This is a genomic window from Morganella morganii H1r (genome assembly GCF_000633515.1).
Classification (GTDB): Bacteria; Pseudomonadota; Gammaproteobacteria; order Enterobacterales; family Enterobacteriaceae; genus Morganella; species Morganella morganii_B.
In genome coordinates this window covers 1-15,334 of sequence record NZ_AYMP01000090.1, presented here as the reverse complement: position 1 = coordinate 15,334, position 15,334 = coordinate 1, and the positions used below count along the sequence as shown (strand labels likewise).

The 15,334-nt window shown below is 41.4% G+C and carries 17 protein-coding genes; 13 read left to right on the top strand and 4 right to left on the bottom strand.

The genetic code is table 11. The features are described 5' to 3' along the window. From U868_RS26095 to U868_RS25165, 6 genes are all read left to right on the top strand, one after another. The coding region (locus U868_RS26095; protein WP_029991634.1) for an RHS repeat-associated core domain-containing protein at nt 1-526 on the top strand (526 nt) is incomplete at its 5' end. A 3-nt stretch (nt 527-529) separates the two neighbouring features. Beyond that, nucleotides 530-898: a hypothetical protein gene (locus tag U868_RS0122995; RefSeq protein ID WP_025155332.1), complete on the top strand. Its 369-nt coding sequence runs from the start codon at nt 530-532 to the stop codon at nt 896-898. A gap of 118 nt (nt 899-1,016) precedes the next feature. Continuing rightward, on the top strand, nt 1,017-1,280 hold the full coding sequence (locus U868_RS0122990) for an RHS repeat domain-containing protein (RefSeq protein WP_080694428.1): 264 nt from the start codon (nt 1,017-1,019) through the stop codon (nt 1,278-1,280). Nucleotides 1,281-1,418: 138 nt separating this feature from the next. Continuing rightward, a complete protein-coding gene (locus U868_RS0122985) occupies nt 1,419-1,739 on the top strand; it encodes a DUF7716 domain-containing protein (protein WP_025155330.1) in 321 nt (106 codons plus the stop codon). A gap of 392 nt (nt 1,740-2,131) precedes the next feature. Then, the gene (locus U868_RS0122980; RefSeq protein WP_025155329.1) at nt 2,132-2,458 is read left to right on the top strand and encodes a DUF7716 domain-containing protein; all 327 of its coding nucleotides are present in this window, start codon (nt 2,132-2,134) and stop codon (nt 2,456-2,458) included. A 240-nt stretch (nt 2,459-2,698) separates the two neighbouring features. Then, on the top strand, nt 2,699-3,481 hold the full coding sequence (locus U868_RS25165) for a site-specific integrase (protein ID WP_080694429.1): 783 nt from the start codon (nt 2,699-2,701) through the stop codon (nt 3,479-3,481). A gap of 464 nt (nt 3,482-3,945) precedes the next feature. On the opposite strand, the gene U868_RS0122970 is transcribed toward U868_RS25165, so the two are convergent. The 4 genes from U868_RS0122970 to U868_RS0122955 form a co-directional block, all read right to left on the bottom strand. Next, nucleotides 3,946-4,782, bottom strand: a complete 837-nt coding sequence (locus U868_RS0122970; RefSeq protein ID WP_025155327.1) for a DUF932 domain-containing protein — start codon at nt 4,780-4,782, stop codon at nt 3,946-3,948. Nucleotides 4,783-4,898: 116 nt separating this feature from the next. Continuing rightward, a complete protein-coding gene (locus tag U868_RS0122965) occupies nt 4,899-5,216 on the bottom strand; it encodes a TA system toxin CbtA family protein (protein ID WP_029991630.1) in 318 nt (105 codons plus the stop codon). Between the two features lie 15 nt (nt 5,217-5,231). Next, nucleotides 5,232-5,672 (bottom strand): antirestriction protein, encoded by a 441-nt coding sequence (locus U868_RS0122960; protein WP_025155326.1) that lies wholly within the window; start codon nt 5,670-5,672, stop codon nt 5,232-5,234. 366 nt (nt 5,673-6,038) lie between these two features. Then, nucleotides 6,039-7,028 carry a hypothetical protein gene (locus tag U868_RS0122955; protein ID WP_025155325.1) on the bottom strand — a complete coding sequence of 330 codons (990 nt, stop codon included), beginning with the start codon at nt 7,026-7,028 and terminating at the stop codon, nt 6,039-6,041. A gap of 967 nt (nt 7,029-7,995) precedes the next feature. Here U868_RS0122955 and U868_RS0122950 point away from each other — a divergent pair. From U868_RS0122950 to U868_RS0122920, 7 genes are all read left to right on the top strand, one after another. Further along, nucleotides 7,996-8,655, top strand: coding sequence for a YagK/YfjJ domain-containing protein (locus tag U868_RS0122950; protein ID WP_025155324.1), 660 nt, complete (start codon nt 7,996-7,998; stop codon nt 8,653-8,655). A gap of 93 nt (nt 8,656-8,748) precedes the next feature. Continuing rightward, nucleotides 8,749-8,952, top strand: coding sequence for a helix-turn-helix transcriptional regulator (locus U868_RS0122945; RefSeq protein ID WP_025155323.1), 204 nt, complete (start codon nt 8,749-8,751; stop codon nt 8,950-8,952). 342 nt (nt 8,953-9,294) lie between these two features. Continuing rightward, entirely contained in the window at nt 9,295-10,851 is a 1,557-nt protein-coding gene (locus U868_RS0122940; protein WP_025155322.1) for a type I restriction-modification system subunit M, read from the top strand. After that, nucleotides 10,841-12,031: a restriction endonuclease subunit S gene (locus U868_RS0122935; RefSeq protein WP_025155321.1), complete on the top strand. Its 1,191-nt coding sequence runs from the start codon at nt 10,841-10,843 to the stop codon at nt 12,029-12,031. Before U868_RS0122940 ends, U868_RS0122935 begins: the two co-directional genes overlap by 11 nt. After that, nucleotides 12,031-12,714 carry a YecA family protein gene (locus U868_RS0122930; RefSeq protein ID WP_029991626.1) on the top strand — a complete coding sequence of 228 codons (684 nt, stop codon included), beginning with the start codon at nt 12,031-12,033 and terminating at the stop codon, nt 12,712-12,714. The genes U868_RS0122935 and U868_RS0122930 overlap by 1 nt, the downstream gene beginning before the upstream one ends. A 104-nt stretch (nt 12,715-12,818) precedes the next feature. Then, on the top strand, nt 12,819-14,744 hold the full coding sequence (locus U868_RS0122925; RefSeq protein WP_025155319.1) for a DUF262 domain-containing protein: 1,926 nt from the start codon (nt 12,819-12,821) through the stop codon (nt 14,742-14,744). 139 nt (nt 14,745-14,883) lie between these two features. Further along, nucleotides 14,884-15,204, top strand: coding sequence for a hypothetical protein (locus tag U868_RS0122920; RefSeq protein ID WP_025155318.1), 321 nt, complete (start codon nt 14,884-14,886; stop codon nt 15,202-15,204). The last annotated feature ends 130 nt before the right edge of the window (nt 15,205-15,334 follow it).

Here is a 15,334-nt window from a genome sequence, read left to right as displayed (position 1 = left end):
GGGGGGATTACCCTACAACCGGTTCCGCTATTATGATAAGGACACGGGACAGTACATCAGCCCCGACCCGATAGGGCTGGAAGGCGGCTTTAACCCGTATGGGTATGTGCATTGTCCTACTGGTTTTGTTGATCCGTTTGGGTTGAGTGGAACGTCTAAATTAAATGAATTTCAAAATGCTAATTTTCCAGACCCTGAAAAACTAACTTTGCATTTTAAAAAGCATGGTGGTGAATTTAGAGCGACTTCAGAGGCTGAGTATTTACAAATAGGTCGAGATATTATGGAAAAAGGCCATAAAACTGAATACTACTATAAACGATTAGACCAGCACCGTACTGGATATGTAATGTATATGGGGAATACGAAACAAGGCCTTGCGAAAATAGCATTTGTTGGGGTCAATCCGGAAGGCCAAATCGCAACAATACATACAAAAAGTGGTAAAGAGATCTGGAAACTATTAAATGGAAATAAAGATGAAAAAGTTATCAATCTTGTTCCTAGAGATATTAATGGATTGTAAAATATGAAATATTATGCGAAAGTAATCTCACTAAATCCTGACATTGAAGAAGAAGTAACAATTTCTCTTGGTGAAATTGTACTTACATGTTTTATTTGTGATCTAAATAGTTCTATAGAATTGAATGAAGTTTATTTAGTTGAGCTTGAACTTGAAATTTTTGATGAAGTAAAAGTTGAGTTATCTACGGATATATTACCAAAACAAATCGGAGAAACATTCGCATATGAATTAAGCGGTTATCTACTTGAAAATAAGATTATTATATCTAATGTAATACTCCAAGATGATTTGTTATATGAAGCTTCATTTTATGAAAATAAATACGTAAAAATTTATGTAGATAGAATTAATGTCTCATTTTTTATGTAATAAGTAAAAGGATAATAAGCTATTATTGTTTTATCATCCTTTTACAGTGATTAGTTTACCTTTAGCTGCTTGTATACTCCACCATTAGCTGGCGCATGGTGTGTCGTATGGCAGTTAGTTGCGCTTGCTGTTCTTGGTTCTGCTGCTTTATCTCTCGAATGTCTTCGCTGTCGGGGATGAATACCGCTATGAGCGGGACAACGCCGGGCAGATTATCCGCGAGACCGATTTTACCGGCCGGGAAATTCAGTACCGGTATGACCGGCTCGGCCGCCGCACAGCCACCCGTTACCCGGATCAGCATGAAATCCGCTGGTCGTACTCCCCGGAAGGGCTGATTACTCGGCAGGATACCCGAGACGTTCCCCGCTACCTGAACTAACTTGGCATCATGAAGCTAATCAACCGGGTGTTATGCAATTAGTTCCAATAAAACAACATCAGTCTCCCGGAATTGTGCAAGATTCTTTACACCCTGGAGGGAAGGGTGGAATGAATAATTGGGGAGGAGGAAGATAGTATGAATAATGAAACAATAAGAAATGTTTTACTGAAAGTATTAGATATACCGTGGAATTTAGCATTGTACCTACCTAAAAATACAGTGAACTGGAATTTAGATACACTAGCTATGATTGAAGATCCTGATAATGTTGAATCAGATGAGCCAGATGATGATCCTGAAGTTATAAAAGAATCTAATTACAAATATGTTATATCAATTCAAATACTACAAAACATTGTTACCAATGCTAAATTACAAAAAGTAAATGTAACTGAAGAAGAGTTGCTTCAATGCCTCATTTATTATTTTAATAATGATGCTTATTTAACACTTTAGTTCATAGCCAGAAGATTCTTCAATCTTCTGGCTTATCTATTTAAAAAAACAGCTCAGTTTATACCCTTTAGTCGCTGATATTCTCTGCCATCAGCTCGCGCATGGTATGCCGTATGGTGGTTAGCTGCGCTTGCTGTTGTTGGTTCTGCTGCTTGATTGCTCGAATATCTTCGCTGTTGACTTTGCGAGAGCAGATAAAATTGCGGGATACAGCAAACAAAACCCAAGGCCAGCTAACTATACTTGGCATCACAATACACAAGATCCAACTAAAATCGAATTAACCGTACGACCTCAGCATCAAGCTCCTGGTCCAGTACAACATTCTTTACATCCAAGCCAAGAAGGCGGATTTAAAAAATTAAATGATGATTATTAATTAAGGAAAAAAGATGGAGTTAATTTCTATAAAAGAAGTATTGTCTAACCCTGAAAATAATCCAGATGGAGGTTTTTATTTACCTCCAAATATTGATGAATGGAGCTTAGATACCCTCGGCATTTTTTCTGAGGATTCGTATTATTATCCTCCTGATTCTACGGAATATATCCCAAAACAAGCAACAGAAGATGGTTGGATTGAAGCACTCGATAATGGTTCAATCGAAGAAGTTGTAGCAAATACAAAATTACAACTTTCACATTATACAATTCATCATTTATTTGAAGCGTTTGTTTTTTATGTAAAAAATGATGCTTTCATTGATTTTTCAAACTGATCTTACCTCATAAAACAGTAAGCCAAATGTTGAGGCTTACTGTTGTTAAGAGCCGCTCAGTTTACTGTCCACTTCCCCTAAAATGGAACAGCTATAATCAAGTTTTAACGCAAAAACCCCGGTAATTTTTTGTCCCCAAAAATTACTTTATCCTCCCTTTTAGCTGATTTTTTTCTGAAAATCCCTGAGCACACCGGTTTCACAAACGGGCTCATGTTCAGGGATACTTACAATACCATCATGTCAAAACTCACCAGACAACTCACTACCCTCGCCCGGCAGGGCGGCGGCAGTTTTAAAACCGTGGCGGATCGCTCAAAATTGGCAGCACGCTTTGCGGCGAAGATGGCTGCACTGAATATCCAGATCCGCGATGTGAAACACATAAAAATGCAGCATATCGAAAAATATATCCGGAGCCGTCAGGCGGAGGGGATTTCAACACGCACACTGCAAAATGAGATAGCGGCGGTGAGAAATATTTTGATCACGGGCGGTCGCGGTAAGCTGGCTGATCCGCAGCATGAGAAACTGAGTAATAAGGCGCTCGGGTTGAGTCAACTGTTTCATATTCGTTTGTGTGATGTCAGCCTGGAAGACCGCTGGATAGATCTGAGTTCAGACGGGTCTAAAAACCATGATGAACACCGGGTTCCGGTTGTCACGGCGCTGTATCCGTCGCTGGCCTATTTACTGGCGCGGGCTGAAGAAGCAGGGATGGAGCCGGAGCATCAGCTGTTTAATGTGGGTTGGTTTGATCTGCGCCGGAAATACAAATATCCGGAACTGATGGATGAAGGGCCGTTACGGGCATTTTTCCGGCGATTGTCCAGGGAATGCAATTTTACCGTCACACCGCACCGTTTCCGGCATACGGTTGCCACCCATATGATGAAGTCACCGGAGCGCAATCTGTATGTGGTAAAGCGTCTGCTGGGTCATGTCAGTCTGGTATCGACACTGGAATACATTGATGAAAGTGTTGACGGATTACGTAACATACTGGAAACCGAGCTGATGTAGCGCTTAAAGGAGGAATGAACAGACTAAGTTTGACTTTAACGGAGAAGATCTGTAAAGATCGCACGCATAAAAAAACAGACTTGCTGGAACAAGTCTGTTTCTTAAGAGCTTTACTAACACAGGTAACAGTACTATCTGATGTTCTGCTTTGCTCTTTTCCATACCTGTCAGAATAACATCATGTTTAACTGACAAGCGGGTTCTGAATTAGTGGTGCCGGACTCGGAATCGATATTTGCATCTAACTTACTGTAATTTAATGTTATTTTTAGATTTGATTATTTTTATGCCCTCATTTGTACCCTCGGTCCGAGATCATACAGCAATGAAGGACCAAAAACGGCATAACAGCAGGTATAAATCCTACCAGTCAGCCTGAGGTTTTAAAAGGGTATTACAGGGCCACTTTACCTCCTTTAAATGATTATGTATTGTTGTTTGTTTTCCTATACCTGAGGATTTACTCAGATTTGCTGGCGGTTAGCGAAATGCTCATACATTTTCTCCGTCATCACCCATAGTGCTTTATTCAGGCGGATATCACCATCAATACCGGTCACGGCTCGGGTATGTGATCGTTTCCCTTTGGCTGTACGTCCGGATAGCCCGCCTTTAATTAAGTTTTCCTGTAAACGCTGGTATACCGTCCACAGATCATCTTTCTTATCTTCCCATCGGCGGGATTGCAGTACCTGCTCTTCCGTGACCGGTTGGTGGTCATCCCCGAATCGGTAACTAATAGCGGCATATGCCAGCGCCTGCTGTGCCGGTGGTGGTAACAACAGAGACTGCATCTGTTCACGTTTTTCAGCCACTGCATCAAACGTTTCCAGTACTTCATATGCTCCTTCAATTACTTTATCGACGACATTACCTTTGTGAGGCACACGCACTTCACCAAAGGTATCACCACAGACCAGCCCGTTCTGACAAACCGCACGGAATAATCCCGGCAGCATCTGATAACTGCTGGTACCGTCATGACTGTTTAACAAAATAATTTCCGGTACCTGAATACCGGTAATCTGGTTATGACGGCGAAGGCGTAGCATATGTTTGGTGTGCTCCCGGCGACTGTCATCACGGACCCGGGTCTGGCAGGCAAAGAACGGGTAAAAACCTTCTTTCTGTAGGCTCTCAAGCAGGGTTATGGTGGGAATATAAGTGTAACGGAGACTGCGGGATTCATGTTTTTCTGCTGAAAAGACACTGGGTACAGTGCAGTATAATTCTTCGGTGGTTAACGGGCGGTCACGACGAATGATATTCGCCCTGCCGAAGCGGGAAGCTAAACGGGCCATAATAATACTCCTGTAGAATAAACAGATAAAAGGGCGGTCAGATAAAAACCCGGACTGAACGGGAAGGGATAAAGAAACCGATAAGATGAGGTGCGGTTTTTTTATACAAAGATGTATCAGCTGGTGGGGTGAGTTCTTCGATATGCGAGTAAACCAGTGGCTTTCCGTGCCCGAAGAATATCGGTCGCAGTGATACTATGTGACGGTTCAGTGATACCGTTGTTGCGCCGGTCAGTGCGGACCAGTGCGTATTTCTCTGCAAAAGCGTTCAGTGCCTCATATAACGACACTCCACGGCGGAGGCAGGCTTCAATGACGCGCTCATCACAAAACTCCGTGTCGTTCAGAGTGAGGCCATAGTGCTGCCTGAGTAGGTAAGTCAGCAGCGTCTGCCAGACGGCAGCCGGTGAGTCGGGTAATATGCGATTCTTCATGAATATCGTCCTCAGTTAATCGATAAGATGAAAAATAGCGGTACACTCGTCATGCTGAAGGGCGTAGTCACGTAACTGGTAAAAATACTCCACCAGCACAGGACTCTCAGTTTTAAATGACCAGATACTGAACGTCATCAAACACACGGCAATGCCAGCTGCTTGACAACTCATCTGTGCTTTATTCCCATTATGGGGATTAAATAGGGTAAGGATTTCTTTGTTTAAGTCGGGATAAATAAAGGCACCACCATTAGATAAAGTACAATACTCCCAATAACCTCCCTCATAATCATCACAAAGCTGCCCCATCATGGTGAATATGACGACTTCGAAGGTGTGCCAGCCCTTGATGCTTTTAAAATAATCAGGCCAAAAATCAGAACGCTGCATAAGTGGAACCGTACTGCTGTGAATGATGTCAATGTCATTTGAAACTAGAGGGGATTGCGTCATAATTTTCTCCGTGACAGGAATAAGAAAAGCGCCAACACGGTTTTCCTTGCTGGCATTGTAGGGTTAAAGTCATTTGATAATTCAGCGGGTTTATCTGCGACGGCAAGGACGGGGGCAATCGCATCAGGCTTATTGCCAGTCTCAGTGCGGGCTAAAATGAAATGTTCTCGGTTTGCTAAAATCCCCGGCCTGTCCTGTTGCGATGGGATGGCTGGGGATATCAACACGGGGCTTAAATATAAGAATGAATGCGTTTTAAGAATAAAAACTCCGATAAAAAACTGAATTCACCGGAGGGCTAAAATAATTATTGTAGCTGGTTCATATGAGTAATATAGGTCTGAATTTTTTTCCAATGTAATTTGTTCAGCCTCTGGTATTATTATTTTTCGCAAAGGTCGTTTTATAATGCTCATTGATTAATTTTTCCAACATGTCACTGATACGAAGACCATTGTGTTCTGCCATGATGTCTAAACGTATTTTGGTTTCATTCTTCAGATAAGTATTTAAGGCTTTTTTATCTGTTCGTGACTGACGTAATTTTTTCTGATTCCACGATTTATTTAAATTTAATAAAAATAACCGTTTTGTATCCGGTTCTTCATCCCATAAATCTAATGCTGCACGTAAAGCCAGACAGCGTTCTGAATTATTTAAAGGAGTAAACCACGTTGTAAGTCCGGGGGGATATGGAACTAATCCATGAGTAAACCATCCTAACATCTCGGATTTTTCCTGCTGAATTTTCTGAAGACTATTCCATGCCCATATTACGGCACCTTCATCATCCGGTAACCATTTTAATGGTGCTGGTTTGCTGTATATATTTTTCCAGGTATCTTTTAATTTTTCCAGGGTGTGTTTTTTTAGATAATTGACGGGAGGTGTGGAAATGATAATACTATCAAAAAAAGTCATAATGAGTTTAATCCTTTCTTGATGGCTTGAGGGTGATAAGCTTAGTTTCAGAGTTTTATACCAGTTATTACCCTGCATGGCATTTTCGCAAGGATTAATACCTAACTGATAATCACTTATTTTATACAAGTAACCCCATAACCAAAATGCCGCACGTTCATCCTGATTAATCCAGTCAAAATCTTCAGTGGGCAAAATATTTTCTTCTCTTCCGGCCTCCATTTCAGCGAGTAAATTAATCTGATCTTGTATATTAGGGAAATACTGCTTAATAAGCTGATTTAACGTCTGACGACAACTGTCAGCATTTTGCCGGGAAACAGCGGTGTTATCTATCCTCTTATTTATTTTCAGCCATTCAGAATAAAAATAACAAACCCGAAGATCACGACTTTTTATGATCCCATTCCTGTCATTATAAAGATTTGTCTCCATGACTAAATTTCCTCTTGAAAGAAAAACTACGTAGTGATGATTGTCGTAGTGCGAGAGTACCATGATAATGGTTTTGATGTCACAAAAAAAGAATTGTGGTAGTAATATTGAGTTTAGTTAGTGGTTTGTTGCTTGTTTTTGCAAGGTTTTCTTTTGGTATTATGATGATGTTTTTCATTGGTTTTTTGCTTGTTTACTCCTGTTTTTGGGTTGTTATACACGATTAAACCATCCTGTTAACCTGATATTGTGCTGAGAAGTCTGCATTTAGAGGGGCTGAAACTATTGCACATTAGTATGTAAAGTATCTGAAAATATGAAATCAGATCTATTTGTCAGCAGGGTTAGTGTCTGTCCTGTCTGTGTATGTAATAAAATACTCTGGTTGCATATCTTCTGGTGTGGTGATCTTTAGCGTAGGGATTGAGATTAAAGTTTCTCGGATTTCTTTCTGATATTGAAGTGCGTTGTTTTCTTTTCTTGAATGGAAACATAATATCAGAGTTGTTTTTAAAATCGTTACATATATCCAGTACAGTTATACTGCTGTATTCAGTCTGTTTAGCTTAGTTATATACTGACGGTATAGTAATATATTATAAGATTATAGTATCATAAGGGTATTATACAGATAAATAAAAAATAGATTACAATCAAATAAACTATATAAATAAAAACACTAACATGTAATTAATTACATGAATGAGTAATCTATATGGCGAATAGAAAAGAGTATGGGTAATAATGGGGAGGTGTCAGTGTGTAACTGTATAGGATATATCTTTGTGATACAGCTCTGTACAGATGAATGGTTTTTATTATCTTGACAGGTTTATTTATTCATTGATTATATAAACCATCAGGAGGTTAAAAACCATATGATTAATTAAATTCAATCACCCTCATTTTTTTTGTTAATACATACTTTTTAATTTTACTTTTATCCTTAACAATAACGGTGTTCTTTATGAATTATGATGAATTAAAAATAAATGATAAATACGAATTCAATGAGAAGTATAAGATGATTGTAACAGATAAATTTGATTCATCTTTAGAAGAGTATAAGCGGATTTATGTTGTCAGGTTTGATTTGCGCTTTCCTGTGATTATTAACGATGATTGTGATGATGGTATCTATGATTATTCTGTTGTGAGGAATAACAAAGTCATTACTCGTTTCTTTTCATCAGTAAAAAGTAAAATAAAAGCCGAGTTAAACAGACGACATTCTGAATCCATGAAGAAATACAAAGCTAAATTAATAAAACATAAACCAAGGAAATATGAAGATGGTATGAGATATGTATGGGTAAAAGAGATAGGTGAGGAATCAGAAAGGAAACACTATCATGTGCTGATGTTTTTTAATAAGGATTGTTTTTTTAATTGTAATATAAGCAGTCGCTTGCAGCGCATCATTGATAGCGCATGGAATAGTGCTTTGCATTTACCAGATGAAAAAAAGCTTGTTCACTACTGTTTCTTTCAATATGAAAACTTAAGCATCTATGACGATAATCTTGAAGAAAAAAAGAAAATAATGCTGGATTACTATTTTTATTTAACTAAGGAATACACCAAGACTTATGATGTAAAAGAACGATCAATTGGATACAGTAAATAAATCTGTAATAAATAACTCTGAGTGGAATGTCATGAGGGGAGTGGTAATCAAAATTATTACTCCTTATTTTTATTAATATAAGGAACTATTCTCATGACTGAATATACACTACTTGAAGACAAGTTTATTGATATGAAATTTATTGTACAGCTGACCGGGTTATCGGATAAATGGTTTTATAAGCTGATACAGGACGGTCAGTTTCCTAAGCCTATCAAACTGGGACGCAGCTCAAGATGGTTGAAAAGTGAAGTAGATACCTGGCTGAAGGCCCGTATTGCGGAGTCCCGTGAGTAACGTTGGTTTTTCATCTCCTTGACTGATTCTGACATCTGCTCCTCCCCCTCCTTCTCATTGACTTGATTACAGTTTTCTTGAATAAACCCCCGGAGATTACTGGTTGTTCGCTAACCGGAAAATAATGCCTGAACGCTGTCTTTTGTTTTTCCTCACGGTATAATTACCGGATTGATGTAATACTTTAAAAAAGATAGCTGGCTCCGGTACGGTCTGGATTTACAGAGCCAAATCCACATGGCTGAGTCTGCTCAGTATTTCGGGATTAGCAGAACTATATTGAATACATCGTTGAGACGTGATGGTTTTAACGTTTAATGAATAGAGACTAAGGACGATACGATGTCAGAAGAACAAAAACGCATATTGCAACAACAGCTCTGGGCAATATGTAATCTTCTCAGGGGACGTATATCGGGTGATGATTACCGGGATTACATACTCGGTTTCATCTTCTACAAATTCTTATCAGAACGTCTTTACAGCATTGCTCAGGAAGCCTTATCTGAAGATGGGTTGGATTATGCCTTGCTGGATGAAGACAATGAAGAACACGCTGAGATCATTGAGGCGATTCGTGAAGAAGCGATTGATACGCTAGGCTATCACCTGATGCCAGGTCAGTTGTTTATGAGTATTGCTGCCCGTATTCAGGACGATGCCAATGCCTTCATTCTGTCTGATTTGCAAACTGTGTTGAGTGACATTGAGAACAGTACACGTGGTCACGAATCCGAGGCTGACTTTATTCATCTGTTTGAAGACCTGGACCTGAATTCCACTAAACTCGGTAAGACTGTTGAAGACCGCAACAAGATCATTAAAGAGATACTGGTTCGTCTGGATGCTATCGACTTCATGATTGACGATGTAGAGGCTGATGTCCTCGGTGATAGTTATGAGTATCTGATCAGTAACTTCGCTTCTGATGCAGGCAAGAAGGCGGGGGAATTTTACACGCCTCAGCGGGTCTCTGAGATTCTGGCTCGTGCCGTATCACTGGGTAAGGATGAACTGAAGTCCGTCTATGACCCAACCTGTGGTTCGGGTTCCCTGTTGCTTCGCGTGGCTAAACAGGTGAAGAAGGTCGGTCGTTTCTATGGTCAGGAGTACAACCGTACCACCTTCAACCTGGCTCGCATGAACATGATTTTGCACGGTGTTCATTACAAGGATTTTGACATCAGGCAGGACGATACCCTGGAGCGTCCTCAGCACCTGGAATACCGCTTTGAAGCCATCGTCGCTAATCCCCCCTTTAGTTTAGATTGGTCAGCCAATCCTTTGTTTTTAAGTGATGATCGTTTCTCCGCTTATGGCAAGCTGGCACCGAAAACCAAGGCTGATATGGCCTTTATTCAGCACATGCTATTTCAGTTAGATGACAATGGAACGGCAGCGGTCGTTGTACCGCATGGGGTGTTGTTCCGTGGCTCCAGTGAAGGGCATATTCGTCAGCACATCATCAAAGAGATGAACGCACTCGATGCAGTCATTGGTCTACCGTCTAACCTGTTTTTTGGCACCGGTATTCCTGCGGCAATCCTGGTGTTCAGGAAGTGTCGTGAAGACGGAGAGCATGTGTTGTTTATTGATGCCAGCCGTGACTTTGCACCAGGGAAAAACCAGAACACCTTACGTAACCAGGATGTTGAGAAAATCATTGATACGCTAGAGCAGCGCACCGTCATTGATAAGTATAGCTACCTCGCCACCCTCGATGAAATCAAGGAAAACGATTACAACCTCAATATTCCGCGCTACGTCGATACCTTTGAAGAGGAAGAAGAGATCGACTTGATGGCTGTTCAGTCAGAACGGACTGCCATTGAAGCCGAAATTGTACAACTGAATGAGCAGATGAAGGGTTATCTGAAGGAGTTGGGTTATGTTGCCTGAGGGGTGGGAATCAAAAAAATTGGGCAGCATATCATCACTGGTGACTAGCGGATCACGCGATTGGGCACAGTTCTACTCTGATACTGGTAGTAAATTTATTAGAATGACTAATCTCAGACGGGATAGTATTTACCTTAAAATGGATGATTTGAAATTCGTTGATGTGAATTCGGACTCAGCTGACGGGAAAAGAACTTCACTACAAACAGGTGATATTCTAATCTCTATCACAGCAGAGCTAGGTAAAATAGGTTGGATCCACTTCGGTTTAGGTCAAGCTTTTATCAATCAACATACAGCGCTTGTCAGAGTCAAGCCAAAAGATGCCGAATCCAAATTTATTGCGTATTTGCTATGTTCAGGAGCCTATCATCGGCGAATAAACTCGTTGAATGATGCAGGAGCAAAGGCAGGGCTTAACCTTGCTACAATTAGGACACTAGACATAACCCTCCCACTTCTGCATGAACAAAAAAAGATCGCCCAGATTCTGAGCACATGGGACAACGCGATTTCAGCCACCGAGCGACTGCTTGATAACAGTCAACAGCGCAAAAAAGCCGTGATGCAGCAACTCTTGACCGGCAAAAAACGATTGCCTGGGTTTGAGGGGGAGTGGAGAAAGCTAAAGCTTAAAGATTGTGCTACTTGTCATGACAACAAAAGAAAGCCACTAAATTCGGAAGAGCGCTCCCAAATGAAAGGAACAATTCCTTATTGGGGTGCTAACGGAATTGTTGACTATGTATCAGAATATATATTCGATGGAGAGTTTGTGTTGCTAGCAGAGGATGGCGGTAACTTTTCAGAGTACCAGACTAGGCCTATAGCAAATATATTAAGAGGTAAGGCGTGGGTAAATAATCATGCTCATATTTTGAGTGGAAAGAAGGATTGTACCAACGCTTGGTTATATTACTCTTTAGTGCATAAAAACATACTTGGTTTCGTTAATGGAGGAACAAGAGCTAAGTTAAATAAAAGTGATATGTTGCTTATACCGATCAATCTACCTTCTATCAAAGAACAACAAGCCATCGCCAACATCCTCACCACCGCTGACCAAGAAATCGACGCCCAGCAAAAGCGCCTTGATCACCTCTGGCTGGAAAAGAAAGCCTTGATGCAACAACTGCTGACCGGTAAGCGTCGGGTGATTGCAGATGCGGATGCTGCGTGATGAAGTTGACTAAAAATGCCCCCCTGACTGAAGATGAAATCGACTGGTTGGAAGAGGTGCTGCTTAAATACGGTAATGATGACTCCATACTCAGTTTCTCTGAGCTGGATGGTTTTCTGACGGCGATTGTCTCCGGCCCGAATATGGTTTCACCGAATATCTGGCTCAGCGCCCTTTGGGGTCGAGGTGATTACCACCCTGAGTGGACCTCCGAAAAAGAAATGACGCGTTTTGTGGGGCTGTGTTTTCAGCACATGAATGATATCGCGGGCTGCCTTTATGAGGCTCCTGAGCAGTTTGAGCCGATTTTCAATGCTCGTGAGGTGAAAGGCAAAACATACACTATCGTGGAAGAGTGGTGTTTCGGGTATATGAAAGGCCTGTCATTGGATGACTGGTCCGCTTTGCCGGAGTCCTTACGTCCCCCGCTGGAAGCGATATCCCTGCATGGCATTGAAAAGAACTTCCCTGTGCTTGAGAAAATGTCGCCAGCGCAGTTTGAACGGAGTATTGCGCTTATTCAGCCTGCCGTGCTTGCCCTGTATCAGCACTGGCTGGAGCAGCGGATGTCTGCGGACGCCGTGCGTCGCGCTCCCGTCCGGCGTGAGGCTGGACTGACCGGGCGTAATGACCCGTGCCCGTGCGGCAGTGGTAAAAAATTTAAAAAATGCTGCCTGCACTGAATGTGCAGGGCGTGAATTGTCTCTGAAAGCGAACAGCTGTTAGCGGTGATAAAAGGATAAGTAATGACTCTGACCAGTTCCCAAAAGTTTCAGGAATCATAATAATGAAATTACAAAGTCTGAATGATATTTTTGAACGACGAATACTCAGGATTCCTGATTACCAACGCGGGTATGCCTGGTCTTCAATCCAGCTTGATGACTTTTGGGAAGATATCATTCAACTTGATCCAAGACGAGTTCATTATACTGGTGTTGTGACACTGGAACCTGTTGCACAAAAATTATGGCAAAAGTGGGAACAGGACGAATGGATTATAGAGGGCGTTGGATTCAAACCCTTCTACATTGTCGATGGGCAACAGCGCTTAACGACATCAGTGATTTTGATTCAGGCTATTTTGGAGTCAGTAGGCGAAGATGCTCAACTCAACTATCAATCACTTGAAACCATACGCAGCCGCTATGTATTACACAAAGCAGACGACGGACAGCGACAAAGCTTCATCTTCGGGTACGAAAAGGACAACCCTAGCGATGAGTACCTTAAAACTATCATCTTTGGTGAACACTCACATAGTAACCAGCACCAGGACACCCTATACACGCAAAACCTCAAAGTGGCTAAATCTTACTTCAAAGGTAAATTATCGACTCTTTCTGAGGACGAAATTGCACTAGTTTTTAAGAAGCTCACTCAAAAAATTAAATTTAATCTCTACGAGATTGACGAAGAGATTGATGTGTTCGTCACATTCGAAACGATGAACAACCGTGGTAAGCCTCTGACTAGCCTTGAGTTGCTAAAAAACCGCCTAATCTACCTATCGACGCTTTTCCACAATCACGAAGGGCATGAAGTTTTACGTAGTAAAATTAACAGTGCGTGGAAAACCATGTACGAATATCTCGGTAAGAATCCTGAGCGCCCTCTTGATGAAGGTATTTTCTTACGTAACCACTGGACAATGTACTTTAAGTACAGCCGTAACAAAGGCGACGATTACATTAAATACCTTCTAAACGAGAAGTTCACCGCTCGCAATGTCACTCATCCAAAGGATGAAAATGAGCGTGTGTCAGTAGAAGAAATCAGCGGTTATGTCGAAAGCTTACAAGAATCAATTCGTCATTGGTTCTATATTCACAACCCATACTTCTATCTTCCTAACTACAATGACGATAAGAACAAGTTGCTACTTGATAGATTGCAACGTCTAAGCTTCCGTGCATTCAGACCTCTCCTGCTCGCCGCGTTTGTATCCAGGCAGCCGTTTGAAGAGATTAACGACCTGCTTTCAGCAGTGGAGCGCTATAACTTCATCCTATTTTCGCTATGTCATCGTCGTTCTAATACTGGCGATTCTGAGTTTTTTGGTATGGCAAGAGAGTTATTGAAAGGCAATAGAACCATCAATTCAGTCATCGGTAAGATCAATGAATGGGCCGATAAATACTACGATCCTGCTCGCTTTTACAGCTACATTGCAGAAAAGTATGAGTTAGGGGAACAAGGTTTCTTTAAATGGGATGGCTTGCGTTACTTCTTGTTTGAATATGACGCTTGGCTAACCAAACGTGGCAAACAAGAAACCATGAAACTTGGTTGGAATGATCTCAAAGCGACAAGCAAAGATAAAATCACCATTGAGCATATATTCCCACAGACACCTTCTAACCAATATTGGCAGAATCGCTTTGGAAATTTGACCAAAGAGCAAACTACATGGTTAGCTAACTCCTTGGGCAACTTAGTACTATTGAGCCGAGCAAAAAACTCCAGTCTTCAAAACGATGGATTCGATGACAAGAAGAATAATGGTTCAGGCATTGGTTATTACAACGGTTCAGCAGCCGAAAATGAAATTGCTCAGCCAGAGGAATGGCTACCTGAGACTATTCTTTCCCGAGGCCTCGACTTGTTCAAGTTTATGGAGATGCGCTGGAGAATCTCACTGGGTGACAAGCAGTTTAAAGCCAAATTACTTCACTTAGACTTTCTCGCAGAGAGTGAACAACAAGAACAATAGATCACATAAAACAGTAATAAAGTGTTGCCGGGCGTTTTATACACTTGGCACTCACTGCAATATCTGGAAGAAAGAAAATCAGCAATACAGGCAAACAAGATAAAGATTTAGAGCTTCTACTTTATGCAGATAAAACGATATGTTAGGTGTTTTAGTTAACTGTCTTACCACTGACAAAGATGGAGAAACTCGTTACACCGGGACGTTAACAGGAGACAAGCAGTTCCAACCAGCGAAAGGCGATTACCAACAAGTGTGGCAGAAAATTGCTGGTGAGCTACAGCATTTTGGCGGTGAGTACAGCGCCAAACTTCCTGTCCTGACGTTATTGTCCGGCTTCGGCTGGACCTTTTTGCCGCCGAAGCAGTGGTTCCTGATCGTACAGAACAACAAGCCATCGCCAATATACGCTCAACCGCTGACCGGCAAGTGTCGGGTTCTGGTTGATACTGTGACATAACGAATAATACGATGAACTATGGCTCACCTCTGAGGTTAATCAGGGTTGAGCCTGAAACAGGATGATGACAAGGATCTCGAACAGATGAGTACCCAAAACGAATTAGACATGGGTAATCCCCCCGAAAAAC

What these genes read in the sequence shown, in the direction of transcription:
- U868_RS0122995 (WP_025155332.1), top strand. Translation starts at nt 530, where the DNA reads ATGAAATATTATGCGAAAGTAATCTCACTAAATCCTGACATTGAAGAA.
- U868_RS0122985 (WP_025155330.1), top strand. Translation starts at nt 1,419, where the DNA reads ATGAATAATGAAACAATAAGAAATGTTTTACTGAAAGTATTAGATATA.
- U868_RS0122980 (WP_025155329.1), top strand. Translation starts at nt 2,132, where the DNA reads ATGGAGTTAATTTCTATAAAAGAAGTATTGTCTAACCCTGAAAATAAT.
- U868_RS25165 (WP_080694429.1), top strand. Translation starts at nt 2,699, where the DNA reads ATGTCAAAACTCACCAGACAACTCACTACCCTCGCCCGGCAGGGCGGC.
- U868_RS0122970 (WP_025155327.1), bottom strand. Translation starts at nt 4,782, where the DNA reads ATGGCCCGTTTAGCTTCCCGCTTCGGCAGGGCGAATATCATTCGTCGT.
- U868_RS0122965 (WP_029991630.1), bottom strand. Translation starts at nt 5,216, where the DNA reads ATGAAGAATCGCATATTACCCGACTCACCGGCTGCCGTCTGGCAGACG.
- U868_RS0122960 (WP_025155326.1), bottom strand. Translation starts at nt 5,672, where the DNA reads ATGACGCAATCCCCTCTAGTTTCAAATGACATTGACATCATTCACAGC.
- U868_RS0122955 (WP_025155325.1), bottom strand. Translation starts at nt 7,028, where the DNA reads ATGGAGACAAATCTTTATAATGACAGGAATGGGATCATAAAAAGTCGT.
- U868_RS0122950 (WP_025155324.1), top strand. Translation starts at nt 7,996, where the DNA reads ATGAATTATGATGAATTAAAAATAAATGATAAATACGAATTCAATGAG.
- U868_RS0122945 (WP_025155323.1), top strand. Translation starts at nt 8,749, where the DNA reads ATGACTGAATATACACTACTTGAAGACAAGTTTATTGATATGAAATTT.
- U868_RS0122940 (WP_025155322.1), top strand. Translation starts at nt 9,295, where the DNA reads ATGTCAGAAGAACAAAAACGCATATTGCAACAACAGCTCTGGGCAATA.
- U868_RS0122935 (WP_025155321.1), top strand. Translation starts at nt 10,841, where the DNA reads ATGTTGCCTGAGGGGTGGGAATCAAAAAAATTGGGCAGCATATCATCA.
- U868_RS0122930 (WP_029991626.1), top strand. Translation starts at nt 12,031, where the DNA reads ATGAAGTTGACTAAAAATGCCCCCCTGACTGAAGATGAAATCGACTGG.
- U868_RS0122925 (WP_025155319.1), top strand. Translation starts at nt 12,819, where the DNA reads ATGAAATTACAAAGTCTGAATGATATTTTTGAACGACGAATACTCAGG.
- U868_RS0122920 (WP_025155318.1), top strand. Translation starts at nt 14,884, where the DNA reads ATGTTAGGTGTTTTAGTTAACTGTCTTACCACTGACAAAGATGGAGAA.